The following is a 26,705-nucleotide window of genomic DNA, read 5'->3' as shown; positions in this document are numbered from 1 at the left end:
CTTGTATGCAGCGCATTTTTTATATTCGTTCACACTAATTCATATACCCATTTACTAATTCATAACACCTTGCTTTTGTCATCTTATATTTCTCTTCTGAGGCTTCGATACGCCTCATCGTTCCGTTATTTGTATCAGTACCAATTGCTTTAACTTTACTTTCTTTTTCTTTAACCCACGCAATTTGTTTCGTTTTTAACGACTGGAACGCATCAGCTGACATCGTGCTTTTTAATGTACTGTAAATTTCATTTAGTTTATTATCCCACAATTCATAATTTCCTTCTATTTCATTTACTATATCATTGGTTGACATAGCATTCGTATGTTTTTCTTGTTTATCTATAGCAGCTAATTCACTTAAAACATTTGCTCTATCTATCTTTGAAGAAGATTCTTTTTGCGATTGTTTCTCGTCTTTTGAGCCTGTATACGCACTGGAATCCTTTCTCTGTACTTGTTCTGTTTCTTGAATATTTCTTTCTTTCGTTACTTTTTCATACCTATTTTCATCTACATTGTATGAAATAAGAGATGTTTTCGCATTTACAGTAATTAATCCGTTACTATCTTTGAATATATATTTCTTATCGCCACTATTTTCTTCACTTACAAATGACACATTCTTATCGTCTGGCATTTGTAAAATTCTATTTGCTTCTTCTTTTGTAAGTTTTAAATCTTCAGGAAAAACGAATGACCATTTATCCATTAACCATTCCCCTTCTTTATACACCAAATGAAATTCCCATTCTTGGGCCGCATGACCTATTTCATCTTCTAAACTTAATGTATGTACCGTTAAATTTTCTTTATCTTGTGAAGAAGAAAATCTTATTTCAGATTGAAAATAATTTGGGAATGGTAACATATCAGTCTCTCTCGATCTATTAAAGTTATTAAGCAATTCAGGAAGCTGATTCTCTACAAACTTTTTTGAAACTAATCCCTTAACTCCTTTTTTAACTGTCTCTAAATCCCCAGGATTATTTCGGCTCCATCCATTTTCTTTTTCCATCTCACTAAACGCGTTTGCTATTCCATCTACACTCTTTCTTACAATCTTTTTTGCTTCTTTTTCTGTCACTTCTGGCGCTTCATCAAGCTGGTCAATCATTTTATTCACTTGAACTTTGTTTTCACTTGTTTCACACCCCGTTATAACAAGCATACTAGCGGCCAAACAAAATGACATTACTTTACTTAATTTCTTCATACATTCACATTCCTTAACCCAATTTTTTCGTTACATCTCTTTACCTACAAAAAAACGTAACAATCCCTTATTATACCAATTTTAAATTTATTTATACAAAAAATATAATATTTAAATTAAAAAGATTTTGTTTGCAAGTTTACATTATTGTTCATTCACATAAAAACTTACTGTAAAAATTTTATATATATTTATTTTACATCCGTCTAGTTTTTTTGACACACAGCTACCCTCTTCTCTTTTATTCTAAATAAATATATTGGCACAATTCTTGCTTTATTAATGTAAAAAGGAGGAATTAAAATGAATATAAGAATAACTAACATCCAAAAACAACTACATAATTACGGAATCGACGGGTTACTTATTACAAAGAAAGAAAACCGTCAATATGCAACAGGCTTTACAGGTAGCGCTGGCGTCGTCTTAATCTCTGCCGATCAAGCTGTTTTTATCACTGATTTCCGCTATGTAGATCAAGCGAAATCACAAATAAAAGATGCTGAAATTATTATGCATAAAGGAAATTTAGAAAAAGAAATTGCACATCAAGTATCGAAATTAAACATTCAAAAACTTGGAATTGAAGAAAACAACATGACATTGCAACAATATAAAAACTTGCAAAAATACGTACAGGCGGAAATGATTCAAGTGTGCGAAATTATCGAAAATATTCGTATTATTAAAGACACGCCTGAAATAGAAACAATGAAAATTGCAGCTAATATCGCGGACGAAGCATTTCACCACATTCTTACGTTTCTAAAACCAGGAATAAGTGAAAATGCTGTACGAGATGAATTAGAATTTTTCATGCGAAAAAAAGGGGCTACATCTTCTTCATTCCAAATCATTGTAGCCTCAGGCGTTCGTTCTTCACTTCCCCATGGAGTTGCATCAAATAAAATAATCGAACGAGGGGATATCGTTACATTAGACTTCGGTGCACTTTACGACGGATATTGTTCCGATATAACACGTACTGTAGCAATAGGGGAACCATCGGAAGAATTCAAAAAAATATACAATGTTGTACGAGAAGCGTTAAAACGTGGGACTGAAGCGATTAAGCCTGGAGAAACTGCGAAAAGTATCGATGATATAACGAGGGATTACATTACAGAACATGGATACGGTCAATACTTTGGCCACTCTACTGGGCACGGTCTTGGGTTAGAAATACATGAACCGCTTCGCCTATCCCAAGAAAGTAAGATAACTTTACAAGAAGGTATGGTTGTTACAGTTGAGCCGGGCATTTACATACCGAACTGGGGCGGTTGTAGAATTGAAGACGATATCGTCATTACAAAAGAAGGCTATGAAGTTATTACAAAATCAAATCGGGAACTAATTGTTATTCCTTGTTGAAATCATAGAAAAAAATGCCACCGAATAAGGTGGCATTTTCTTTTATTCATTAACGAATAATTTTTCGTTTACTTTTTTAACGATTACCACTACCGACATTAATATACATATTAAATACAGCATTTTCGCAATAAATAACCACCCTTAAAACATTACAATTCCATCTATTATCTCATTTCCTTTCAATAGCAAAAACGGAATTGTGCTAATAATAATGACAAACTCGATACTGAAAACAAATTTCTTTTTTCGGCTATATGCTTTCCATTCATTCCAACGATACATAGATGCAAAAATCAATACTCCTATACATAATATAGCTGGTACCCAATCACTGTTAAGGAATTGTCCTGAAATAACTGATAATAGTAAACAAACGAGCACACCATAATATCCTATTTTCTCTCTCATTCGTACTCCCCCATTCTACTTCTCCTTTAATACGTAACTTGCTATGCTTATAATAATTCTTAGAAAAATAACAGCTATAATTACAATATAAAGACCTTTTGCAGACGACATCCATTCTTGAAAAATAGACGTTTTCTCTATTTGTTTCTGCCCTTCTATTAAAATAAACCCTACGAAAAATGAGCAAACAACAATGACACCTATCATAATTCCGATACTTTTCTTACTATATTGTTTCATATCATCCCAGTTATATAACAGTACAAAAACAAAGCCGAAAACAGGTATGATACTGATCCATTCATTGTTTGTAAACAAATTTAAAGTGATTAATAGACTACAAGATATGATAAATCCCCAAAACCCAATTTTTTTGCGCATAAGTTCTCCTTCAATTCCATTTTTAGGATTATTTGTATTGCAACATCCATTTATCGTTCTTACCATTACAGTACATGAAATTTCATTTTTTCTTTTTCCTATACTCACATACTTTCACTGCTTTCATACAATAAACTACACGAATGCCTAAAGGATGTGAATGTTATGGGAGTTGAATTAACGCTATTACACGCTCTCTACATTATTTGTTTACTCACTATTATTACCTTTTTTATTCTCCGAAAAGATACGACTATCATTTGTATCGTTTTTATCTTTTTATTAGCATTAACTGCAACAAGTTCTATCCCTCTTGCCATTAGCGGAATTTTTCAAAGTTTCATTTACGCCATTACTGAGCTATTACCAACTATATTAATCATCTCCATTATCGTATCAATGAGCAATTTACTCGTTCATACTGGCATAAATGATACGATGATTTCACCATTTACAAAAATGATTCGTACACCTACACTCGCCTACTGGATTATCGGCCTTTTAATGATGACCATTTCTTTCTTCTTTTGGCCTTCTCCAGCTGTCGCCTTAATGGGAGCTATTTTATTACCGGTTGCTGTACGTGTCGGCCTTCCTCCAATTGGGGTTGCAATTGCTATGAACTTATTTGGACACGGCATCGCCTTATCTGGAGACTTCGTTATTCAAGGTGCACCGAAATTAACTGCAGACGCGGCTGGTCTCCCTGTTTCCAGCGTCGTATCTGCAAGTGTTCCACTCGTTATCGTTATGGGCATTGTGACAACTTCTGTCGCTTTTTTCTTCTTACGAAAAGAGTTTCATACAGGCTTATCTATACAAGAAGCTATTCCATCAACTGAGTCTTCTAAAACGCTCACTTCATTATCTCCTCGCATAAAAAAATGGCTCGCTATTTGTATCCCTATCATATATATCATTGATATCCTTTGCATGATTCAATTTAAATTACAAGGAAGCGACGCAACTGCACTTATCGGCGGAACGACTGTTATTATGATTATCATCATTTCCCTCATCGCCTACAAAGGAAATGGACTGAATAAAACGACCGATTATTTCATAGAAGGGCTCCAATTTGGCTTTAAAATTTTCGGACCAGTTATTCCTATCGCTGCACTCTTTTATTTAGGAGATAGTGGATTTGTAAAAATTATCGGGGACTATTTACCGAAAGGTTCACACGGAATCATTAACGACTTAGGCATCGCTTTATCTCAAACTGTTCCTTTAAATCAATATGTATCGGCAGGGACATTAACCATCGTTGGTGTCATTACCGGCTTAGATGGATCAGGTTTTTCAGGTATATCACTTGCTGGTTCCATTGCCAATCTTTTTGGAACAGCACTTGGCCATGGAACAGCTACATTAACAGCACTCGGGCAAATTGCAGCTATATGGACCGGGGGCGGGACGTTAATTCCTTGGGCACTTATTCCTGCTGCTGCGATTTGTAAAGTCGATCCATTTGAACTTGCACGCCGAAACTTTTTACCGGTTGTTATCGGTTTAATTGTCACCACGATCGTTGCGATGTTTATTCTATAACGTAAGCAAGTGTTCTCTTGCTTACGTTTTTTGCTTGTAAAATTCATCATGAATTATCAGTTTTCAAGAGGGATTCGTTATTACTTAGCGAAATTATATTAGGAGAGTAATTATTTCAAAACGTTTACGAGAAACAGATTACTGCAATTAGAAAAGGGGACATACCTATGAATGAATTGATTTTCGTCTTATTAATTTGTCCATTACTTATCTTTATCGTTTCTGTTATTGGAACGCGCAAGACGAAAACGTATTACGTAATGCCGATTGTAACGTTTGCTAGTTTTTTAATAATAGGTATTATCGCCTTTACTCCAAAATTTTTCTTTTGGGTTGGCATGTACAGCATCTTCTCATTTATTGTTTCTTATATGACTTTATTGTTTGTAAGAGGATATGAGCTTGCAGAAAGCGCTAAGTAGTTAAGGAGATTGTAATATGATTTTCTTTGATATTGATGGAACTTTACTTGATTATGAGGCTGCAGAAAGAAATGGTATTATAGATTTTTTTCAAATATATAATACTATTTTTTCAGGCAATGAATTAGAGGCAACGAAAGTCTGGCATGAATTATCAGAAGAATATTTCAACAAATTTTTGTCCAAAGAATTATCTTTTCAGGAACAACAAAGGATGCGAATGTATCATTTATTTAAAGCATATGGAGTAAACTTATCCCCCGAGGAATCTCAGCATAAATTCAATCAATATATAGAACTATATAAGAACAACTGGACCGCATTTGAAGATGTAAACTATACATTACAGACCTTGCAGGAAAAAGGGTACTCATTAGGTATCATTAGTAATGGTGAATATGAGCAACAAGTCGAAAAGTTAACTACTCTAAACATTCTACAATATTTCAAATATATATTTACTTCTAGTGAACTTGGGATATCGAAACCAGATCCTGAAATTTTTCACAGAAGTGTATTACAATCGAATCTTGAAATGAAAGATTGCTATTATATTGGCGATCGATTAGAGACTGATGCGATTAGTAGTACAGCAGCTGGGATGCAAGGGATATGGTTGAATCGGGATAACTCACAAATCAAGTACGATATTCCTACTATCTGTTCGTTACATGAAATTATAACAATGATATAAAAAGACGACCGCGTTCCCCCGCGGTCGTCTTTTTTCGTGTTACGCTGTGATCCAAGCTTCGTTAGCTGGATTTTTACGCCACTCTTGTAATTTCTTCGTTTCAGCTTGTCCAATCATACCTTTTTCTGCTGCAACTTCAGTTAATGCACTGTAATCACTTAAAGAATATGATGCTACGTTCGCTGCTTCTAACTTTTCTTTTCCTGCTTCTAGCTCGTATGTGAAGATTGATACGATCCCTAATACTTCACAGCCAGCTTCGCGAAGTGCTTCTACACATGTAATTGCACTACCGCCAGTTGAAATTAGGTCCTCTACTACTACTACTTTTTGACCTTTTTCAGCTTTTCCTTCGATTTGGTTCCCTTTACCGTGACCTTTTGCTTTACTACGTACGTAGCACATTGGTAAATCCATACGATCGCTTACCCATGCAGCGTGCGCAATACCAGCAGTTGCTGTTCCTGCAATAACTTCTACAGTTGGGAAGTGCTCTTTAATCAACTCTTCTAATCCAGCTGCAATCGCTTGACGTACTTTTGGATAAGATAAAGTTAAACGGTTATCACAATAAATTGGTGATTTCATACCTGAAGACCATGTGAATGGATCGTTCGGTTGTAAAAATACTGCTCCAATTTCTAATAAATGCGATGCGATTTCTTTTTTCATACTGTTACACCTTCCCACTGTTGTTTTACTGTTTTATACGCTTCAAGCGGATTTTCTGCTTTTGTAATACTACGTCCAACTACGATGTAGCTTGAGCCAAGTTCCCTCGCACGTTTCGGTGTTGCTACGCGCACCTGGTCATTTACATCATCGCTTGCAAGACGAATCCCCGGTGTTACTGTTACAAATTCATTTCCGCATACTTCACGTAATTTTGGAACTTCAAGTGTTGAACAAACAACGCCATCAAGTCCACTTTCTTTCGTTAGTTTTGCATAATGAGCAACCGCTTCTTCTAACGTTTTCTCAATGCCGATCTCTTTTTTCATCATAGCTTCCGAAGTGCTTGTTAGTTGTGTAACTGCAATACAAATCGGTCTCTCTTTTCCTTCTTGCTTACCTTCCTCTAATCCCTCAATCGCAGCTTTCATCATACTGCTTCCCCCTGCAGCATGAACATTTACCATATCAACATCTAGACTAGCTAGGCTACGCATAGCGCTTTTTACTGTATTCGGAATATCATGAAGTTTTAAATCTAGAAAAATCTTATGTCCTTTTTCTTTTAAGTACGTAATAATCGCAGGGCCTTCTTTGTAAAATAACTCCATACCAACTTTGACAAATAACTCTTCCCCTTCAAAGTGGCGCAAGAATTGTTCTACATCTTGTTTCCCTGGAAAATCTAATGCAACGATTAACGACTGTGACATGTTTGCTTCCAGCTCCTTCCTTGACATTCCGAAATGTGATCAAATCCTAATTCATCTAGTAATGCTGGTAACTCTTCAATAATTGTCGGACATACGAACGGATCAATAAAGTTCGCTGTACCTACTGCAACTGCGCTTGCGCCAGCATAGAAGAATTCAATTACATCTTCCGCTGTCTCAATACCACCCATTCCGATAATCGGAATGTTTACCGCTTGGCTTACTTCATGTACCATACGAATTGCTACTGGCTTAATCGCAGGACCTGATAATCCACCTGTACGGTTTGCTAAAATTGGTTTAGCTGTTTTTAAATCTAGACGCATACCAAGCAATGTATTAATCATCGTTAAACCATCTGCACCTGCATTTTCAATCGCTTTTGCAATTTCCACAATGTTTGCCACGTTCGGTGACAACTTCACGTATACAGGTACTTCAGAAACCTCTTTTACTCGCTTCGTTAAATCAGCAGCAATTTCAGGATTTGTACCAAAGGCGATACCACCTGTTTTTACGTTCGGACAAGAAATATTTAATTCTAGTGCATGGACATTAGGCGCTTTAGAAATTTCCTTCGCAACCGCTACGTAATCCTCAGCTTGTGAGCCTGCAACGTTTGCAATAATTGGAAGGTCAAATTGTTCTAACCATGGTAATTCCGAATTCATTACTTTGTCTAATCCCGGGTTTTGAAGTCCGATTGCATTTAGCATGCCGCCTGGTGTTTCAGCAACACGAGGCGTCGCATTTCCATAACGTGGTTGTTCTGTCGTCGCTTTAATCATGATTGATCCTAATACACTTAAATCGTAAAACTGTGCATATTCACGACCAAACCCAAAGCATCCAGATGCCGGTATAATTGGATTTTTTAATGATAATCCTGGTAATTCAACTTGCAATCTGTTCATAGTACAACCTCCCCGATTGGAAATACTGGTCCGTCGCTACACACCTTCTTGTAAGAATGTCCACTTGGATCTTCTTGTAAGTGGCATACACATGCGAAACAAGCTCCAATACCACAGCCCATACGTTCTTCTAATGAAATATAGGCTTTTTTCTCTTTGTAACGTCCTTCTAATGCACGAAGCATCGCTAACGGACCACATGAATAAAGAATATCAAAGTCAATTCCGTAATTATCAATTACATCTGTGACAAATCCTTTTGTACCGTGTGTACCGTCTACTGTTGCAACGTACGTATCACCAAGTTCTGCAAATTTTTCTTCATAGAAAACTACATCTTTCGTTTGAAAGCCTAAGATGTGAATAACACGTACACCTTTTGCAACGAGGCGCTGTGATAATTCATAAAGTGGTGGTACACCAATTCCCCCGCCTACTAGTAAAGCTGTTTGACCAGCTTCTGCTTCTTCTACAGGAAAACCGTGTCCTAATGGTCCTAGTACATCTACCATTTCACCTTGTTTTCTAGTTGCTAATGTTTTTGTCCCTTGTCCTTCGGCACGATATAGCATTGTAAATTCGTTCTTCTCTTGATCTACATTACAAATACTAATTGGGCGGCGCAGAAGGGGCGCAATGCCCTCTGCTACCTTAATGTGTACAAACTGCCCTGGTTCGTTCATTTGCTGTACTAACGTTCCTTGAAGCACTAATTCGTAAATATTTTTTGCGATTTCTTTTTGATTAACGACGATCATATTTTGCTTTTGCATCATGCATGTACCACCTCGTGACGCTTTGTTTGCGTAATTTCTTTCATTGAATGAGCTGAGAATGTCATAGATTCTAATACTCGTAAGATTGCTCTCGTTGTATCAAGTGATGTTAAGCAAGCCACACCATTTTCTACTGATTCACGGCGAATGCGGAAACCATCACGCGCTGGTTGTTTACCTTTTGTTAATGTGTTAATTACAAACTGTGCTTTTCCTTGACGGATAATATCTAGTAAGTTGTAGTCTTCAGAATCAATTTTGTTTACAACTTGTACTGGGATATTTTGCTCTTCTAATGATTGTGCTGTTCCAGCTGTTGCTAATAAGTTATAGCCGATTTCGTGGAAACGTTTTGCAATTTCCATCGCTTCTTCTTTATCTTTATCAGCTACAGTAATGATTACTGAGCCGTGCGTTGGGATGTTAATTCCAGAAGCAACTAATCCTTTATATAATGCTTTTTCAAGCGTTAAGTCTTTACCCATTACTTCCCCTGTTGATTTCATTTCAGGTCCTAATGTTGTATCAACTGAGCGTAGTTTCGCGAATGAGAATACCGGAGCTTTTACATATACTTCTTTCTCTTCTGGGTGATAGCCAGTTCCGTATCCTTGCTCTACTAGGTCTTGCCCTAAAATAACTTTCGTTGCAACATTCGCCATCGGTACGCCTGTAATTTTACTTAAGAACGGTACTGTACGGCTTGCACGTGGATTTACTTCAATTACGTACACTTGATCTTTGAATACTACAAACTGGATATTTAGTAATCCAACAATGTTTAATCCTTTTCCAAGTGCAATTGTATGTTCAATGATTTGTTCTTTTAGTTTTTCAGATAAACTTTGTGGTGGATATACTCCAATTGAGTCACCAGAGTGAACTCCAGCGCGTTCAATATGTTCCATAATACCTGGAATGAATACATTCTCACCATCCGAAATTGCATCTACTTCAATTTCTTTACCAACCATGTAACGGTCGATTAATACTGGGTGATCTGCATGAACTTTAACTGCATTTTTCATGTAGTGCAGCAGTTCTTCTTGACGATATACGATTTCCATTGCACGTCCACCTAGTACGTAAGATGGTCTTACTAATACTGGGTAACCAATTTCTTCTGCGATTGCTACCGCTTGTTCTACAGTCGTTGCTGTTTTACCAACTGGTTGCGGGATGCCAAGTTTTGTTAAAGCAGCTTCGAATTTATCACGATCTTCTGCACGGTCTAAGTCTTCAAGTGATGTTCCTAAAATTTTCACACCGTGTTCTTCTAGTTTCGCTGCTAAGTTAATTGCCGTTTGTCCACCGAACTGAACGATAACACCTTCTGGTTTTTCTAAATCGATAATGTGCATTACATCTTCAATCGTTAATGGTTCAAAGTATAATTTGTCAGAAATACTGAAGTCTGTTGAAACTGTTTCTGGGTTGTTGTTAATGATAATTGCTTCATATCCAGCTTCTTTAATTGCCCATACTGAGTGAACTGTTGCGTAATCAAACTCAACACCTTGACCAATTCGGATCGGACCAGATCCTAGAACTACTACACTCTTACGATCTGTTACAATCGATTCATTTTCGTCCGCATATGTGCTGTAGTAATATGGCGTTGCAGATTCAAACTCTGCCGCACAAGTATCTACCATTTTGAATACTGGCATCATATTATTTTCTTTACGCATATCGTAAATTTCGCGCTCCGTTTTGTTCCAAGCTGCTGCAATGTAGTGATCGCTGAAGCCCATTTCTTTTGCAGTTTGTAGTACTTCTATATTTCCTACATTCGCTTTTACTTCACGTTCCATATTTACGATGTTTTCAACTTTTTGTAAGAAGAAGAAGTCCATTTCACACCATTCATTGATTTCTTCTTTCGTTACACCTTGGCGAATTGCTTCTGCTACAATAAACAGTCGTTCATCATCCGCTTTAATGATACGTTTTTTCATCGTTTCTTTATCAAGTTCTTTTAAGTGGTCTAATTCTAAGTGATAAATGCCAAGCTCTAAAGAACGAACTGCTTTTAGTAATGATTCTTCTAAGTTACGTCCGATTGACATAACTTCACCAGTTGCTTTCATTTGTGTTCCAAGCGTTCTGTTCGCTGATTCAAACTTATCAAACGGCCAACGTGGAATTTTTGAAACAACATAGTCTAACGCTGGCTCGAAGCAAGCGTAAGTTTTTTGTGTTACTGGGTTTACAATTTCATCTAACGTTAAGCCGACTGCAATTTTTGCTGCTAATTTCGCAATTGGATATCCAGTTGCTTTAGATGCTAGTGCAGATGAACGACTTACACGTGGATTTACTTCGATTACATAGTATTGGAAGCTATATGGATCAAGCGCAAGCTGAACGTTACATCCACCTTCAATTCCTAGTGCACGAATAATTCGTAATGAAGTGTTACGTAACATTTGATATTCACGGTCGCTTAGCGTTTGGCTCGGTGCTACTACAATCGAATCACCTGTGTGAACACCAACTGGATCGATGTTTTCCATGTTACATACTACAATCGCGTTATCATTTGAATCACGCATTACTTCATATTCAATTTCCTTACAGCCAGCAATACTTTTCTCTAATAAACATTGTGTTACTGGACTATGTTTTAAACCACTTGTTACGATTTCAATTAGCTCTTCTTCGTTATGGCAAATTCCGCCGCCCGTTCCTCCTAATGTGAACGCTGGTCGAACGATTACTGGATAACCAATTTCATTTACAAATCCATATGCTTCATCAAGGTTATGAATAATTTCACTTGGTGGTGTTGGTTCATTTAAATCTTGCATTAATGTACGGAATAAATCACGATCTTCCGCTTGCTCGATTGCTGATAATTTTGTTCCTAAAATTTCAACTCCGCACTCGTCAAGTACGCCTGATTTTGCAAGTTCAACAGCCATGTTTAAACCTGTTTGACCACCTAATGTTGGTAGGATTGCATCAGGACGTTCTTTACGAATAATACGGCTTACGAATTCTAATGTTAATGGCTCGATGTATACTTTATCTGCTGTTGCAGTATCCGTCATAATTGTTGCTGGGTTAGAGTTAACAAGGATTACTTTGTAACCTTCCTCTTTAAGAGATTGACAAGCTTGTGTACCAGAGTAGTCAAACTCCGCTGCTTGCCCAATTACAATTGGTCCTGATCCGATTACTAAAATTGTGTTAATGTCTAGGCGTTTTGGCATAACTCTTCCCCTTCTTTCTTGAAGTTTTCAATCATTGTTAAGAAATCTTCGAATAAATCATTTGCATCTTCTGGTCCCGCTGAAGCTTCTGGATGGTATTGTACTGTAAATGCTGGGAACTTCTTATGACGAAGACCTTCTACCGTTCCATCGTTTAAAGCAACATGTGTAATTTCAAGATCTGTATTTTCAACTGATTCTTCTTCTACTGCGTATCCGTGGTTTTGAGATGTAATTGCTACTTTTCCAGTTGCAAGATTTTTTACTGGATGGTTTAAACCACGGTGACCAAATTTCAACTTACTTGTATTTGCACCTGATGCTAGAGCGAACAATTGATGTCCTAGGCAAATTCCGAATAAAGGAACTTTACCGATAATGTCTTTTAACATTTCAATTGCTTCTGATACATCTTTCGGATCTCCAGGTCCATTACTTAACATAATTCCATCTGGGCTAAGGCGTAAAATTTCTTCTGCTGTTGTGTTGTAAGGAACTACAATTACATCACAGTCACGCTTATTTAATTCTCGTAAAATACCATGTTTCATACCGAAGTCTACTAGTACAACTCGGTGACCACGACCTGGGCTTGGGTATGGATCTTTCGTTGATACGCGTTTTACATGATCTGTAAATACTGTCGCTTTTAATTGACTTACAATGTACTCTACATCTGCATCCATATTACAAAGGCGTCCACGTAATGTACCGTATTGACGAATTTTTCTCGTTAATTTTCTCGTATCAATCCCTGCTAATCCTGGGATATTTCTTTCTTTCAAGTAATCATTTAACGAAATTTCATTACGGAAGTTTGATGGATGATCACAAATTTCGTTTACGATTAAACCATTTACAGATGGGTGAATGGATTCAAAATCGTCACGGTTAATGCCGTAGTTTCCGATTAATGGGTACGTGAATGTTACGATTTGACCGCAATATGATGGATCAGATAATGTTTCTTGATATCCAGTCATTCCTGTTGTAAATACAACCTCACCTGACTTTTCGATTTCGCCTCCGAAACCTGTTCCAATTAATACTGTTCCATCTTCTAAGATAAGTTGTCTTTTCATACTAATGCACTCTCCTTTTGCCATGCGATCTTACCACCAACGATTGTCATTACCGGCCATCCTTGGCATTTCCAACCTGCGAATGGTGTATTTTTTCCTTTTGATAAGAATGTTGTTGGGTCAATCTCTTCTTCTTGTTCTAAATCAATGATTGTAATATCAGCTGCTCTACCTTCTTTTAGGCGACCTGCTTCTAAGCCGAATGTATCAGCTGGCTTTTCTGTTAAGAATTGAATTAACTGTTCTAGCGTAATAACTCCCTTTTTCACAAGGTTTGTGTATAGAAGCGGGAATGCTGTTTCAAAACCAGTAATTCCAAACGGTGCTCTTTCAATTCCTTGTGCTTTCTCTTCCGCTGTATGCGGTGCATGGTCAGTTGCAATCATATCGATCGTTCCATCTAATAAACCTTCAATTAATGCTGCATGGTCTTCTTTTCCACGAAGCGGTGGGTTCATTTTAAAGTTAGGATCAGCTGATGGGATATCATCTTCACATAACACTAGGTGATGCGGTGTTACTTCTGCTGTTACTTTAATTCCAGCGCGTTTCGCATCACGGATTACACGTACCGAACCTTTCGTACTTACATGACATACGTGATAGTGGCAATCTGCTGCTTCAGCAAGCAGTATATCCCTTGCAATATGTACAGATTCACATACTGATGGGATACCGTTTAATCCGTGTTTCTCAGAAAACTTCCCTTCATGTACACAACCTTTATTAATAAGCGTATTCTCTTCACAGTGCGCAACTACTGCCATATCTAATTTTGCTGCACGTTTCATAGCCGCTAACATCATGCTCGCATCTTGTACGCCTACGCCGTCATCTGTGAAAGCAAATGCTCCAAGTTCTTTTAATGTTTCGAAATCTGTCATTTCAGAACCAGCTTGACGTACTGTAATTGCTCCGTATGGTAGTACGTTAACATGAGCTTTTTCTTCAATACGTTTTTGCAAGTCTTCCATATGTTCTCTGCAATCTGGTACCGGGCGTGTATTTGGCATTGCGCAAATTGTAGTGAATCCACCTTTTGCCGCTGCTAGTGTACCTGTTTCAATTGTTTCTTTATGTTCACCACCTGGTTCACGAAGATGTACGTGTACATCTACTAATCCAGGTGCGATTAACTTTCCGTTCACATCGATTACTTCAGCATTATCTGCCGTAATATTTTCTGCTACCTTAGCGATTTTACCGTCTTGTACGAGAAGATCCGTTGCTACGATTTTTCCTTCTTCATTCATATAACGACCATTTTTAAACAAATAATTCATGTTTCATTCCTCCTAATACATTTGGTAAGGCGCGTTTTAGTACAGCCATTCTTACGTAAACTCCATTTTCCATTTGTTTAAATATGCGTGAACGCTCACACTCAACAAGTTCACTTGCAATTTCAACATCACGGTTTACAGGAGCTGGATGCATAATAATGCTTCCTTCTTTCATACGCTTTTCTCTTTCTACTGTTAATCCGTGTTTCTCATGATATTCTTTCATAATGTCTGTTTCATAATGATCATGACGCTCATGTTGTACACGGAGTAACATCATTACATCAACTTCTGGAACAAGTTCATCTAATGGTTTGTATGTTCCAAATGTGTTGTCTTCATCTTTCCACTCTTCTGGACTTGCAAAGTAAATTGTTGCACCAAGCTTCGTTAATGCTTCTGCATTAGAACGTGCTACTCGGCTATGACGAACATCTCCTACTATTGCAATCTTCAAACCTTCAAATCTTCCAAACTCTTGTTTAATTGTAAGAAGATCGAGTAGGCACTGCGTTGGGTGGTTTCCGCATCCATCTCCAGCGTTTAAGATTGGAATATTCACCTGATCTTTTAGTTCATCGAAGTAGCGATCTTGCTCGTGGCGGATGACCACTGCTTTTGTTCCGATTGATTCTAGTGTTCTTATCGTATCGTATAAAGTTTCTCCTTTTTGTACGCTAGATGCATCAGCTGAAAAGTTTAAAACATCAAGTCCTAATCTCTTCTCAGCAACTTCAAAGCTAAATCTCGTTCTCGTACTATTCTCAAAGAACAAGTTCGCAACAAAAGTTTGCTCTGTCGTTTTGCTCTCTTTTCCATTCGCAAAATCTTCTGCATCTTTTAGGATTTCTGAAATTTCTACTTCCGATAATTCACTCATCGTTAACAAATGGCTCATCGTCATCCCTCATCTTTCTGATTTTTATGTTACCACTTTTGAATTTTTATAACAACCTTTGCATAAAAATACCCTAGTCATGTGAGACTAGGGTGCAAGAAAGAAGCCACCCTTTCCGGTCTCACAGGACTGAATTAAAAGGTTATTATTATGAAGCAATCTGCTTAGATTGTTTTATTTGTTTCGTTTCCGGTAGTAGTAGATTTAACAGTACACCTACAATTGCTGCTAGTGCCATTCCTTCTACTTGGAATGATTCTCCTACGTGAAGTACCGCTCCACCAATACCGATTACTAATATTACTGATGCAATCATTAAGTTTCGTTTGTCACTTAAATCTGTTTTATCATCTACCATCATGCGTAATCCGCTTGATGCGATTACACCGAATAGTAAGATTGATACACCACCCATAACTGGTGTTGGGATCGAATGAATCAGTGCAGAAATCTTACCGATAAACCCGAACATGATTGCGAATACTGCTGAACCGATGAATAAGTATACACTGTATGCTCTCGTAATTGCTAGCACACCGATGTTTTCACCATACGTTGTATTCGGTGGCCCACCGATTAGTGACGCAATTAATGTTGCTACTCCGTCACCGAAGATTGAACGGTGTAAACCTGGTTTTTCAATTAAATCTCTTTTAATAACATTTCCAAGAACAATTTGATGTCCGATATGTTCTGATATTGTTACTAGTGCAACTGGTACCATCAAGAGTACAATCTTCCATGAAAACTCTGGTGTATATGTTACAAATGGTACTGTGAAATCTGGTACAACAAACCATTTTGCCTCAGCTACCGGCTTTAAGTCTACTAGCCCTTGGAAGTAAGCGAAGATATATCCGCCGATAATGCCAAGTAACACTGGTATTATACTGAAAAATCCTCTTCCAAATATCGAGCATATAATGGTAATTGCTAATGTTACTAATGCTACTGAAAAGTGTGTAAAGCTATATTTGCCATCCGCACCGTTCATCGCCATGTTAACTGCTGTATGTGCTAAAGCTAGACCGATTACCATTACTACTGGACCAACTACGATTGGTGGTAGTAATTTCATAATCCACTCTGATCCTGATTTCTTAATTCCGAGTGAGATTAAGATGTACACAAGTCCTGCTAGCAAACCACCAAGCATTGCTGCTCCCGGTCCACCTGCCGTTTTCGCTGTTATAATCGGTGCGATAAAGGCGAATGATGATCCTAGATAGGCAGGTACTTGACCTTTCGTTATAAGAAGGAACGCTAACGTTCCTAATCCACTTGATATTAATGCTACTGATGGATTCAATCCTGTTAAAAACGGAACAAGCACTGTTGATCCAAACATCGCGAACAAATGTTGTATACTTAAAAATAACCATTTTCCCGGTTTCGGTACTTCATTAACGTCTAACACTGGCTTTTGTTCCATTGTTACATCCTCCTTCAGTTTAAATCTTTGCAATAAAAAAACTCTTTGTGCCTGTGCACAAAGAGTCCTACACTTTCGTATGCCAAATTTGACATATGAAAGCCAAGACCCTTTGGCAGCCTCACAGGACTACATTTAAAAGGGCTTTACTTATCGTATATGCTTACTCGATCTTGTTGATCTGTCTCTTGCAAATCAACTTCGATACGCTCTTCACTTGATGTTGGAATGTTCTTCCCTACATAATCAGCGCGAATTGGTAATTCGCGATGACCTCTATCAACAAGAACCGCCAATTGGATTTGAGATGGTCTACCTAAATCCATAAGAGCATCCATTGCTGCTCGAACTGTTCTTCCTGTATATAATACGTCATCCACAAGGATAACTTTCTTCTTCGTAATATCTACAGGGATATCAGAACCTTTTACAAGTGGTTCTTTATTTTTCGATTGTAGTGTTAAATCATCACGATATAACGTAATGTCTAACTCTCCAACTTCCATTTCTTTTCCTTCAATTTGACCAATTCGTTCTGCCAAACGTTGTGCAATAAAAATTCCACGAGTTTTAATTCCGACAAGAACACAATTATCGACACCTTTATTTCGTTCCACGATTTCATGACTAATTCGTGTTAAAGCGCGGCGAATCATTTGGTCATCTAAAACGACAGCTTTCTCTTGCATGCTCTACACCTCCAAGCTTTTTTCTTGCGTGAGAGTAATGGTATAAAAAAAGTCCTCTCAGCGTGTGCGAGAGGACTTTTGAAAAAAGGGTACAACATACCCTAAGTATTTCAAACCGTTACCTTCTCAACCTCACGGGGCTGTGTTAAAGGATCATTATTTAACTGTTGTCAGTATCTCAGTTTTCTTATGATTTGTCAATACTATTTTCGTAAAATATTTAATACGTCTTCAAACACTTCTGGAATCGGTGCCTCAAACTGAATATATTCACCAGTACGAGGATGATCAAAGCCTAAAATACCCGCATGAAGTGCTTGTCCATTCATATCTAACGTTTTCTTCGGACCATACTTCGGATCTCCTGCAAGTGGATAGCCAATATATTTCATATGAACACGAATTTGGTGCGTACGTCCCGTTTCTAAGCGACATTCTACAAGCGTAAAGTCTTTAAAGCGTTCTAACACTTGGAAGTGCGTAACAGCGTTCTTACCATTTTCATCAACTGTCATACTTTGACGCTCTTTCTTATCACGAGCAATCGGAGCATCAATCGTTCCCTTATCATGCGGAATCACACCGTGTACAATCGCTTTGTAACGTCTCGTTACTGTTTTTGCTACAAGCTGATTTACAAGCGATTCATGTGCCATATCATTTTTAGCAACCATTAATAGTCCAGATGTATCTTTATCAATACGATGCACGATACCTGGACGCATTACACCGTTAATGCCTGATAAGTCTGTACAATGGTGCATAAGGCCGTTTACAAGTGTACCACTTGTATGCCCTGGTGCTGGATGTACAACCATACCACGTGGCTTATTTACAACAAGCACATCTGCATCTTCATAATAAATTTCTAAATTTAAATCCTCTGGTTGAATATCTAACTCTTCTGGTTCAGGAATTGTTACTGTAATTTCATCTTCTTCTTTTACTTTATAATTCCCTTTTACCGCTTTTCCGTTTACTGTCACAACGTCATCTTTAATCCATTGCTGCACTTGCGTACGTGACCATTCGTTATTTATCCCTGCAACGAATTTATCAATTCGCTCGTTTTTTTGCTCTGCTGCAACTGTTACTTGTACTACTTCACTCATTCAATTACTCCTTCGCTTTCTTGCCTTCTAATAATGTTTGAATAATAATTAATACAACACCAATACATAATGCTGAATCAGCTATATTGAATACTGGATAGTTGTACGAGAAAATATACACGTGAATGAAATCCACTACTTCTTGTCTAAATACACGATCAATAAAGTTACCAATTGCCCCGCCCAAAATTAGGCTTAACGAAATACCTAGAAGCTTGTCTGTTTTCGCATACTTTTTCATATAAAATACAATAAACACTACAAAAACAACTGTAATAATGTAGAAGAACCACATTTTATTTTCTAAAATACCCCAAGCAGCGCCTCTATTTCGATGTGATGTTATGTATAATACATTGTCGATAATCGGAATACTCGTACCCAATTCCATGTTCTTTACAATTAACCACTTCGATATTTGATCGATAGCAATGACGAATAACGCTATTACATAATATATCATTTTCATTTCCCCCACAAAGACAGTGTACCTCAAAATTTTAGCATAGCTGCTACCTTTTCACAATGAACCTTTATAGAAGAATAAAATAAATTAAAAAAAGGTAATATAATATCGTTGTGCGTATTCATACATTTACCTTTTCGTAGAAGAATTCATGAATCGTACGGGCAGTCGGCATTGTCTTCATTTGCTTTGTCGAAATTAATCTCCCCGTCTCTTCACAAATACCATACATGTCTATTTCCATTTTAAATAATGCGCGTTCTACATCCTTTAAATCCTCTTTTATATCATGTAATAGCAATTTTTTCTTTATCTCTTCCTTAATTTCATATCCAAGCTCTTGGCTGAACTCGACATCATATTTGTGCATTACTTCTTTAGCTAGTCTCTCTTGCAACTCTTTTCTCATCAATTGCAATTCTTCTTTTATTTCCATGTAAATTTCATTCACGTGTACATTCCTCCTAGCTGTAATGTACAGTTAGTGTGTCCGAAATTTATTTGCTTACCTCACACACATTTTTCCTTCACAGGAAAGAGTCTGAAAGTGATCTTGATATACCATCAACAAAAAAACTGACCGCATCAATAGCAGTCAGTTTTTTATTATTTTACATAGTTTTCTTTAACAACTGTTGCACAACGCTCACATAATGTTTCATGTTCAGCATCTTTACCAATTGTTTCTGAAACTACCCAACAACGTTCACATGTTTCACCAGTTGCTTGAACAACAACAACCGCTGTATGTTCATACTTCGGTGCATCTGCTGGCGCTTCATCCATCATACCACCAAGTTTATACTCAGAAACGATGAATAATTGCTTTAAGTCTTCGCTAATAGACTCTAACATAGCTTTCATTTCTGCAGTTGGATATAGCGTAATGCTTGCATTTAATGACTTACCGATTACTTTTTCATTACGAGCTACTTCTAGTGCTTTTAACACGTCATCACGTAATGTCATAAATGCATCCCATTTTGTTTTTAACGCTTCCGCGTCATCTAATTGTACAGCTTCTGGCATATCAGTTAATTGTACACTTTCTTCTGTTACGCCTGGAATATATGGCCATACTTCATCAGCTGTGTGCGGTAAGATTGGTGTTACAAGTTTCGTTAACGCAACAAGAACATCATATAATACAGTTTGAATTGCACGACGATCTTCGTGGTTTGCACCTTCAATGTATAAGATGTCTTTTGCAAAGTCTAAGTAGAATGAACTTAAATCAATTGTACAGAAGTTATGAATTGCATGATACACAGCAGCGAAATCGTATGTCTCATATGCTTCTTTAACTTTTGTAATTAAGTCATTTAATTTTACTAACATGTAACGATCTACTTCACGAAGTTCAGCTACAGCTACTGCATTTTCACTTGGCTTAAAGTCGTCTAAGTTTCCTAATAAGAAACGGAATGTGTTACGGATTTTACGATACACTTCTGCTACTTGTTTTAAAATATCATCTGAAATACGTACGTCAGATTGATAGTCAACAGAAGATACCCATAAGCGTAAAATGTCTCCGCCTAATTGATCCATGATTTTCTTCGGTACGACGATGTTTCCAATCGACTTACTCATTTTACGTCCTTCACCATCTAGTACGAAACCGTGGCTTAGTACGCCTTTATATGGAGCTTTACCTGTTACAGCAACTGCTGTTGATAATGAAGAGTTAAACCAACCACGATACTGGTCAGATCCTTCTAAATATAAATCAGCTGGACGCTGTAAATCTTCGCGCTCTTCTAATACCGCTTGGTGAGAAGAACCTGAATCGAACCATACATCCATGATGTCTGTTTCTTTACGGAATTCACCATTTGGGCTACCTGGATGTGTAAATCCTTCTGGTAATAGATCTTTCGCTTCACGCTCGAACCATACGTTAGAACCGTGTTCACGGAATAAATCTGCTACATGGTTAATTGTTTCATCCGTAATAATTGGATCACCATTCTCAGCATAGAATACCGGAATTGGCACACCCCATGCACGCTGACGAGAAATACACCAGTCACCACGGTCACGAACCATATTATGAAGACGAGTTTCTCCCCATGCTGGTACCCATTTTGTTTCTGCTACAGCTTCTATTAATTCTTTACGGAATGCTTCAATAGATGCAAACCACTGTGCTGTCGCACGGAAAATAATTGGTTTTTTCGTTCTCCAATCATGTGGGTATGAATGTGTAATGAATGTTAGTTTCAGTAACGCGCCTACTTCTTCTAATTTTTCTGTAATTGGTTTGTTAGCTTTATCATAGAATAAGCCTTCAAATCCAGGTGCCTCATTTGTTAATACACCTTTATCATCGACTGGGCAAAGTACTTCTAATCCATACTTTTTACCAACAACGAAGTCATCTTCCCCGTGTCCTGGTGCTGTATGAACACAACCTGTACCTGCATCTGTTGTTACGTGATCTCCTAGCATAACTAATGAATCACGATCGTAGAATGGATGTTTTGCAACTGTATACTCAAGTTCGCTACCTTTTACTGTTTTCACAACTTCAGCATTTTCCCACTCTAACGTTTTTGCAACTGTCTCAAACAGCTCAGAAGCAATGATATATTTCTCATCATTTACTTTTACAATGCTATATTCAAGCTCTGGATGAACAGAAATACCTAAGTTTGCAGGTAATGTCCAAGGTGTTGTTGTCCAAATGATGTACTTTTCATCACCTTCTAATACGTTCTTTCCATCTTTTACAGGGAATGCTACGTAAATAGATGCTGATTTTTTATCTTGATATTCAATTTCAGCTTCCGCTAAAGCAGATTCACTCGTTGGAGACCAGTAAACTGGTTTTTGACCTTTATAGATATAACCTTTTTTCGCCATGTCACCAAACACTTTAATTTGTTGTGCTTCATAAGCTGGCTCTAAAGTAATATATGGATTATCCCAATCTGCACGTACACCTAGACGCTTAAATTGTTCACGTTGACGTTCTACTTGTTCATATGCATACTCTGCACATAACTTACGGAACTCAGCAACTGTCATTTCTTTACGTTTTACACCTTTATTTGTTAAAGCTTGTTCAATTGGTAAACCGTGCGTATCCCATCCCGGAACATATGGCGCACTAAAACCAGTCATTGATTTATAACGAACAATAAAGTCTTTTAATACTTTATTTAATGCATGTCCCATATGAATGTCACCATTCGCATATGGAGGTCCATCATGCAATACAAATAAAGGACGACCTTTTGTATGTTCTTGTACTTTTTCGTAAATATTCATTTCAGCCCATTTTTCTTGCATTGCAGGCTCACGTTTTGGTAAATTCCCACGCATTGGGAACTCTGTTTTTGGCATCAGTAATGTATTTTTGTACTCCATGCTCAATTCCTCCTTACATGTATAAAAGAAATACTTAAAAAACGGAATAAAAAAGAGACCTTCTCATCCCCAAAAGGGACGAGAAAGTCTCCCGCGGTACCACCCTAGTAGATTATATACATATGTATATAATCCTCTTTATATTCTTAACGCGAATACACGCCTACGCTTACTCTATTTGTTCAGCGCGGAACTCCAGGGTGATATTCCCACTATCTCCTTATCCTGAGCTTACACCATCCTCAGTTCGCTATATAAGGTTTGAAAAGGTACTTATCCCTATCTTCGTTTTTCTTAATAAATATGTTGTTTAAAATTATATGTAATAATGAGAAAAACGTCAAGCTTACACTGTTTCTTCTTTTTTCAACAGTTCATCTACTTCGTCTTCTAATTCAATTAGTTTATCCCAATCATCGTTGTTTAACATCTCAAGCTGTGTTTCTAATAACATACGGAAACGAGTTCGGAATACTTTCGCTTGTTTCTTTAGCTCTTCAATATCAAAAGCAACTTTTCTTGATTTTACTAATGCTTCGTTAATAATACGATCAGCATTCTTTTCAGCTTCACGCACAATTAATTTCGCTTCTTTTTGCGCATTACGTTTTACTTCTTCCGCTGCTTCTTGTGCAACAACGATAGATTTGTTTAACGTATCTTCAATATTAGAGAAATGATCTAACTTCCCTTCTAACTGCGCAACTTTTTCTTCTAAAGCTTTTTTCTCACGAATGACCAATTCATAATCTTTGATAATTTGATCAAGAAACTCATTTACTTGATCTTCATCATAGCCACGGAATCCGCGACCAAATTCTTTGTTATGAATATCTAATGGTGTTAACGGCACAACGCCACCTCCAAGTAGTTATCTAAATTTCCTCTTTCAATTATATCTTTTCTTCGACAAAATAGGAGGATTTCCTTCTAAAAAACCAATCATTTTAGTATACCATACAAAATTCTCCATTTGTCGCGTTTTGTTCTACCTTCTACAGAAAATAATTTACTTCGGCCATATCCTCTAACAGAAAAAACATCTCCTGGATAACATTCATAAGAAGTTTGCTCCACTGTTTTCCAATTGACTTTTACTAAACCATTTTTTATGAAAGGTTGTACTTTCTGTCTAGATAAATGTAACATTTCAGCTAACATAACATCTAAACGAAGTGAAGAAACCGTTCCAGATTTCTCTCCCCACGTTTCATGTATCTGTAGAATTTGTTCTCCTTGCACTGACGCTAAAGAGACTTTTACTTTCCCTATTGATTGTAAGTTCATCTCAATATACGATACAATTTCTTTCGCAACTACAATTTGGGCACGATTTTCTTGCAGCAAAATATCACCACATTTTTCTCTTGTTAAACCAAGAGACATAAATGTACCTAATATTTGCCTATGTTCTAGCGTATAAAACTTGGAAGGATAGTCAATTTCTAATACTTCTACTTGAAATTCTTCTTCATTTAATTCTAGATAGTCTGGATAAATAAGTGCTCTTTTACGCTCTGCATTAGGCGTTGCACCACCAAATTGCACAGCAACATCACCTTGTCCTATTACCATAGAAACAATTTGTTGTTGCCTAGGATCAAGAAAATCCGTTAACTTCACTTGATGGTACTCCGCCGCTCGCTTCCACTCTAGCACTTTATCCACAAAGACCTCCTCATCAGGCCTAAAATGTTCGTAGATGCTCATGTATTTACCTTCTTACTATAAGAAATAGCTTAATAAACTGAACAAACCAGTTTTAGCAAGTTTCAACGCAAAGATTGCAACGATTGGAGAAATATCAATCATTCCAAGCGGCGGAATAAAGCGGCGGAATGGTTCTAAATACGGTTCACAAATACGTGCCAGGAACTCTCCAAAAGATGATTCCTTTGCACCAGGAAACCATGATAGGAGAATGTAAATAATAAGTGCCCACGAGTAAATCTCGATAGCATAACTTAACACTATAAAAACTGTTGTCATGGCGTATTACCACCTCTTTATATTTGTTTCTTCTTCTTCACCGAATAACTCTGAAATCGCACCAACAATATCTACATTTTCAGGTGTACACATAAATGTTTTCGGCCCTATTTTTTGAATGTCCCCGCCTATAGCGTATACAGTACCACTTAAAAAGTCAACGATACGTACCGCTTGATCAGTAGACATTCTCTGCAAATTAATTACAACAGCTCGTCTACCTTTTAAGTGGTCCGCAATCCCTTGTGCTTCCGAATATGTGCGTGGTTCTAATAAAACAACTTTTGAAGATTGTTTTGCTGTTTCAATACTCACAACATTTTGCTTCGGTTGCGCTTTCGGAAACGTAACGTCTTGTTGTTCTGGTGGATCTTGCTGCTTTTTCATGTCTGTTTGCTCCTTTTCATAACCATATTGAGCTGCTTCTTTTTCTTCCGGTGTATCAAAAAAGAAGTATTTTACTTTTGACCAACTCATAATAAGATTCTCCTTCCTTTTACGCTTTTCCTACTAAAATCGTTCCCAAACGAATATATGTAGCCCCTTCTTCAATTGCAATCTTGTAATCGTTGGACATTCCCATTGATAATTCTTTACATGGCGCATGTAATAACTCTAGCTCCTGCACCTCTGTTTGCAGCATACGTAATTCCTTAAAACAGCGTCTGATTTCTTCCTCTTCTTCTGTAAATGGAGCCATCGTCATTAGTCCAACCACTTCAATTTTATCGAATTCTTGCAAACTTTGAATAAAAGAAACAACCTCTTCTATTGCCAATCCTTGCTTCGATTCTTCAGATGAGGTTTTCACTTGAATAAAGCATTTCACTTTCTTATCAGCACGTTTCTGAATTTCTTTCGCCAGTGAAAGACGATCTAACGAATGTAAATAATCAATTTCATTAATGATTTCTTTTACTTTTCTCGTTTGTAATGAGCCAATAAAGTGCCAATTAACTTTCTTACAGAAATGCTCGTATTTCTGTAAGAAACCTTCATTTCTATTTTCACCTAAATCGATAACTCCAGCTTCAATTACTTCGTTTGTTTTTTCAATCCCTACAGTTTTTGTAACTGCAACAAGTTTAATATCTTGCAACGAACGTCCAGCTCGAGCGCAAGATTCTTTAATAGCTTCGTTTACAATTACTAAATTTTCTTGTACTGTCACTTGCTTTCTTCCTCCTTAAAACCTATGAAACTCAACATTCTTCCTGTCTTACCTTGATCACGACGATGAGAGAAAAATAGTTGCTCTTCACAGCTTGTACAAAGAGATGACATTACAATATGCTCTTCTTTTATGCCTGCTTGTACACATAATATACGATTAATTTCTTTTAAATTAATTGCGTACTGCCCGTCAGAAATTTTTTGATGAGGAACAGCACCCCTAACTACTTCCTGTGCTGCTGTTAATACACGATCATCCACAACATAACAACAAGATCCGATCGACGGCCCAATTGCAACATGAATTTCATCACTTGAAATACCTTCTGCATTCCACTTTTGAATCATTTCCTTTGCAATCTCTTGTACAGTGCCTTTCCATCCAGCATGCGCAAGTCCTATCATACCATGTGATGGTGCATAAAAATAGAGCGGAACACAATCCGCGTAACAAGACGTTAACAGAACATCTTCATTACTCGTATAAATGCCATCTGTTTTTGAAATGCCGTTCTCATATGAATAGACACCACTTCCCTTTTCCTGTTGCCCTACTTTTTCAACATGATGAGCATGAACTTGTTCAGAGCAAATCCAATTTTCTAATGGTTTTTGTAACTTATTTGCTAAAATGCGTCTGTTTTCATGAACGTTCTCCACGATATCATTCACATGTAATCCTAAATTCATCGCATGAAAGGAGCCCGTACTTATCCCACCATCTTTTGTCGTAAATCCAGCAGTAATGTTTCCAAGTTCTTTCCACGCTTGTAAATACAGTATACCGTCCACATATTTAAATGGTTCTCTCATAATAAAGCGGCTCCTTTTAATTAAAATAACAGAAAAAAGCATGGTACTTCCTGTCTA

General features: G+C 37.2%; 26 protein-coding genes, 1 pseudogene and 1 other annotated feature. Of the genes and pseudogenes, 4 read left to right on the top strand and 23 right to left on the bottom strand.

Annotated features, from left to right (window positions below; all coding sequences use genetic code 11):
• Positions 1-34: 34 nt before the first annotated feature.
• The gene (locus tag ES895_RS04605) at positions 35-1,216 is read right to left on the bottom strand and encodes a lysozyme inhibitor LprI family protein (RefSeq protein ID WP_000736527.1); all 1,182 of its coding nucleotides are present in this window, start codon (positions 1,214-1,216) and stop codon (positions 35-37) included.
• Between the two features lie 303 nt (positions 1,217-1,519).
• On the opposite strand from ES895_RS04605, the gene ES895_RS04600 reads away from it, so the two are divergent.
• Complete coding sequence (locus ES895_RS04600; protein WP_135238174.1) at positions 1,520-2,590, top strand: M24 family metallopeptidase; 1,071 nt, start codon at positions 1,520-1,522, stop codon at positions 2,588-2,590.
• 42 nt (positions 2,591-2,632) lie between these two features.
• Here ES895_RS04600 and ES895_RS04595 read toward each other — a convergent pair.
• Together ES895_RS04595 and ES895_RS04590 are read right to left on the bottom strand one after the other, a co-directional pair.
• Positions 2,633-3,001, bottom strand: a pseudogene (locus ES895_RS04595) (YoqO family protein).
• A gap of 15 nt (positions 3,002-3,016) precedes the next feature.
• Complete coding sequence (locus ES895_RS04590; RefSeq protein ID WP_135238173.1) at positions 3,017-3,382, bottom strand: YoqO family protein; 366 nt, start codon at positions 3,380-3,382, stop codon at positions 3,017-3,019.
• Positions 3,383-3,547: 165 nt separating this feature from the next.
• Between ES895_RS04590 and ES895_RS04585 the strand changes: the two genes are divergently transcribed.
• The 3 genes from ES895_RS04585 (at position 3,548) to ES895_RS04575 (ending at position 6,049) form a co-directional block, all read left to right on the top strand.
• The gene (locus ES895_RS04585) at positions 3,548-4,933 is read left to right on the top strand and encodes a hypothetical protein (protein WP_098290132.1); all 1,386 of its coding nucleotides are present in this window, start codon (positions 3,548-3,550) and stop codon (positions 4,931-4,933) included.
• 167 nt (positions 4,934-5,100) lie between these two features.
• Positions 5,101-5,355, top strand: a complete 255-nt coding sequence (locus ES895_RS04580; RefSeq protein WP_135238172.1) for a YbeF family protein — start codon at positions 5,101-5,103, stop codon at positions 5,353-5,355.
• A gap of 16 nt (positions 5,356-5,371) precedes the next feature.
• Positions 5,372-6,049 (top strand): HAD family hydrolase, encoded by a 678-nt coding sequence (locus ES895_RS04575; RefSeq protein WP_000575795.1) that lies wholly within the window; start codon positions 5,372-5,374, stop codon positions 6,047-6,049.
• 39 nt (positions 6,050-6,088) lie between these two features.
• Here the strand turns inward: ES895_RS04575 and pyrE are convergent, their stop codons facing one another.
• The 20 genes from pyrE to pgeF all read right to left on the bottom strand — a co-directional run bounded on the left by pyrE (position 6,089) and on the right by pgeF (position 26,648).
• Positions 6,089-6,721, bottom strand: coding sequence for an orotate phosphoribosyltransferase (pyrE, locus tag ES895_RS04570; RefSeq protein ID WP_000711449.1), 633 nt, complete (start codon positions 6,719-6,721; stop codon positions 6,089-6,091).
• Entirely contained in the window at positions 6,718-7,434 is a 717-nt protein-coding gene (gene pyrF / locus ES895_RS04565; protein WP_000083496.1) for an orotidine-5'-phosphate decarboxylase, read from the bottom strand. Before pyrF ends, pyrE begins: the two co-directional genes overlap by 4 nt.
• Positions 7,419-8,348, bottom strand: a complete 930-nt coding sequence (gene pyrD, locus ES895_RS04560; RefSeq protein WP_135238171.1) for a dihydroorotate oxidase B catalytic subunit — start codon at positions 8,346-8,348, stop codon at positions 7,419-7,421. Before pyrD ends, pyrF begins: the two co-directional genes overlap by 16 nt.
• Positions 8,345-9,124: a dihydroorotate oxidase B electron transfer subunit gene (gene pyrK, locus ES895_RS04555; protein ID WP_000983359.1), complete on the bottom strand. Its 780-nt coding sequence runs from the start codon at positions 9,122-9,124 to the stop codon at positions 8,345-8,347. Before pyrK ends, pyrD begins: the two co-directional genes overlap by 4 nt.
• Positions 9,121-12,339: a carbamoyl-phosphate synthase large subunit gene (gene carB / locus ES895_RS04550; RefSeq protein ID WP_001126097.1), complete on the bottom strand. Its 3,219-nt coding sequence runs from the start codon at positions 12,337-12,339 to the stop codon at positions 9,121-9,123. Before carB ends, pyrK begins: the two co-directional genes overlap by 4 nt.
• Entirely contained in the window at positions 12,324-13,421 is a 1,098-nt protein-coding gene (locus ES895_RS04545; RefSeq protein WP_000828684.1) for a carbamoyl phosphate synthase small subunit, read from the bottom strand. Before ES895_RS04545 ends, carB begins: the two co-directional genes overlap by 16 nt.
• Complete coding sequence (gene pyrC / locus ES895_RS04540) at positions 13,418-14,704, bottom strand: dihydroorotase (protein WP_001108367.1); 1,287 nt, start codon at positions 14,702-14,704, stop codon at positions 13,418-13,420. The genes ES895_RS04545 and pyrC overlap by 4 nt, the downstream gene beginning before the upstream one ends.
• A complete protein-coding gene (gene pyrB, locus ES895_RS04535) occupies positions 14,688-15,602 on the bottom strand; it encodes an aspartate carbamoyltransferase (protein WP_000018849.1) in 915 nt (304 codons plus the stop codon). Before pyrB ends, pyrC begins: the two co-directional genes overlap by 17 nt.
• A 148-nt stretch (positions 15,603-15,750) precedes the next feature.
• Positions 15,751-17,034, bottom strand: coding sequence for a uracil permease (gene uraA, locus ES895_RS04530; RefSeq protein WP_000435928.1), 1,284 nt, complete (start codon positions 17,032-17,034; stop codon positions 15,751-15,753).
• Between the two features lie 146 nt (positions 17,035-17,180).
• Positions 17,181-17,723, bottom strand: a complete 543-nt coding sequence (pyrR, locus tag ES895_RS04525; protein WP_001156491.1) for a bifunctional pyrimidine operon transcriptional regulator/uracil phosphoribosyltransferase — start codon at positions 17,721-17,723, stop codon at positions 17,181-17,183.
• 203 nt (positions 17,724-17,926) lie between these two features.
• Entirely contained in the window at positions 17,927-18,835 is a 909-nt protein-coding gene (locus ES895_RS04520; protein ID WP_000005830.1) for an RluA family pseudouridine synthase, read from the bottom strand.
• Between the two features lie 4 nt (positions 18,836-18,839).
• Positions 18,840-19,298, bottom strand: coding sequence for a lipoprotein signal peptidase LspA (lspA, locus tag ES895_RS04515; RefSeq protein WP_000642184.1), 459 nt, complete (start codon positions 19,296-19,298; stop codon positions 18,840-18,842).
• Positions 19,299-19,422: 124 nt separating this feature from the next.
• On the bottom strand, positions 19,423-19,752 hold the full coding sequence (locus ES895_RS04510) for a TraR/DksA C4-type zinc finger protein (protein WP_001002956.1): 330 nt from the start codon (positions 19,750-19,752) through the stop codon (positions 19,423-19,425).
• A gap of 155 nt (positions 19,753-19,907) precedes the next feature.
• Positions 19,908-22,673: an isoleucine--tRNA ligase gene (gene ileS2 / locus ES895_RS04505; protein WP_000455952.1), complete on the bottom strand. Its 2,766-nt coding sequence runs from the start codon at positions 22,671-22,673 to the stop codon at positions 19,908-19,910.
• Between the two features lie 71 nt (positions 22,674-22,744).
• Positions 22,745-22,968, bottom strand: a binding site (T-box leader).
• Between the two features lie 51 nt (positions 22,969-23,019).
• Positions 23,020-23,526 (bottom strand): septum site-determining protein DivIVA, encoded by a 507-nt coding sequence (gene divIVA, locus ES895_RS04500; protein ID WP_001131611.1) that lies wholly within the window; start codon positions 23,524-23,526, stop codon positions 23,020-23,022.
• An 89-nt stretch (positions 23,527-23,615) separates the two neighbouring features.
• Positions 23,616-24,383: a YlmH family RNA-binding protein gene (locus tag ES895_RS04495; protein WP_002098127.1), complete on the bottom strand. Its 768-nt coding sequence runs from the start codon at positions 24,381-24,383 to the stop codon at positions 23,616-23,618.
• A 15-nt stretch (positions 24,384-24,398) separates the two neighbouring features.
• On the bottom strand, positions 24,399-24,662 hold the full coding sequence (locus ES895_RS04490; protein ID WP_000214233.1) for a YggT family protein: 264 nt from the start codon (positions 24,660-24,662) through the stop codon (positions 24,399-24,401).
• Positions 24,663-24,668: 6 nt separating this feature from the next.
• Positions 24,669-25,139 (bottom strand): cell division protein SepF, encoded by a 471-nt coding sequence (locus ES895_RS04485; protein ID WP_000119129.1) that lies wholly within the window; start codon positions 25,137-25,139, stop codon positions 24,669-24,671.
• A 19-nt stretch (positions 25,140-25,158) separates the two neighbouring features.
• Positions 25,159-25,833: a YggS family pyridoxal phosphate-dependent enzyme gene (locus ES895_RS04480; protein ID WP_000218006.1), complete on the bottom strand. Its 675-nt coding sequence runs from the start codon at positions 25,831-25,833 to the stop codon at positions 25,159-25,161.
• Positions 25,830-26,648 (bottom strand): peptidoglycan editing factor PgeF, encoded by an 819-nt coding sequence (gene pgeF / locus ES895_RS04475; protein WP_001209010.1) that lies wholly within the window; start codon positions 26,646-26,648, stop codon positions 25,830-25,832. The genes ES895_RS04480 and pgeF overlap by 4 nt, the downstream gene beginning before the upstream one ends.
• Positions 26,649-26,705 lie beyond the last annotated feature (57 nt).

Origin of the sequence: Bacillus sp. 007/AIA-02/001, from assembly GCF_004634455.1 — a bacterium.
GTDB lineage: Bacteria > Bacillota > Bacilli > Bacillales > Bacillaceae_G > Bacillus_A > Bacillus_A cereus.
This window is presented reverse-complemented; position numbering and strand designations above follow the sequence as displayed.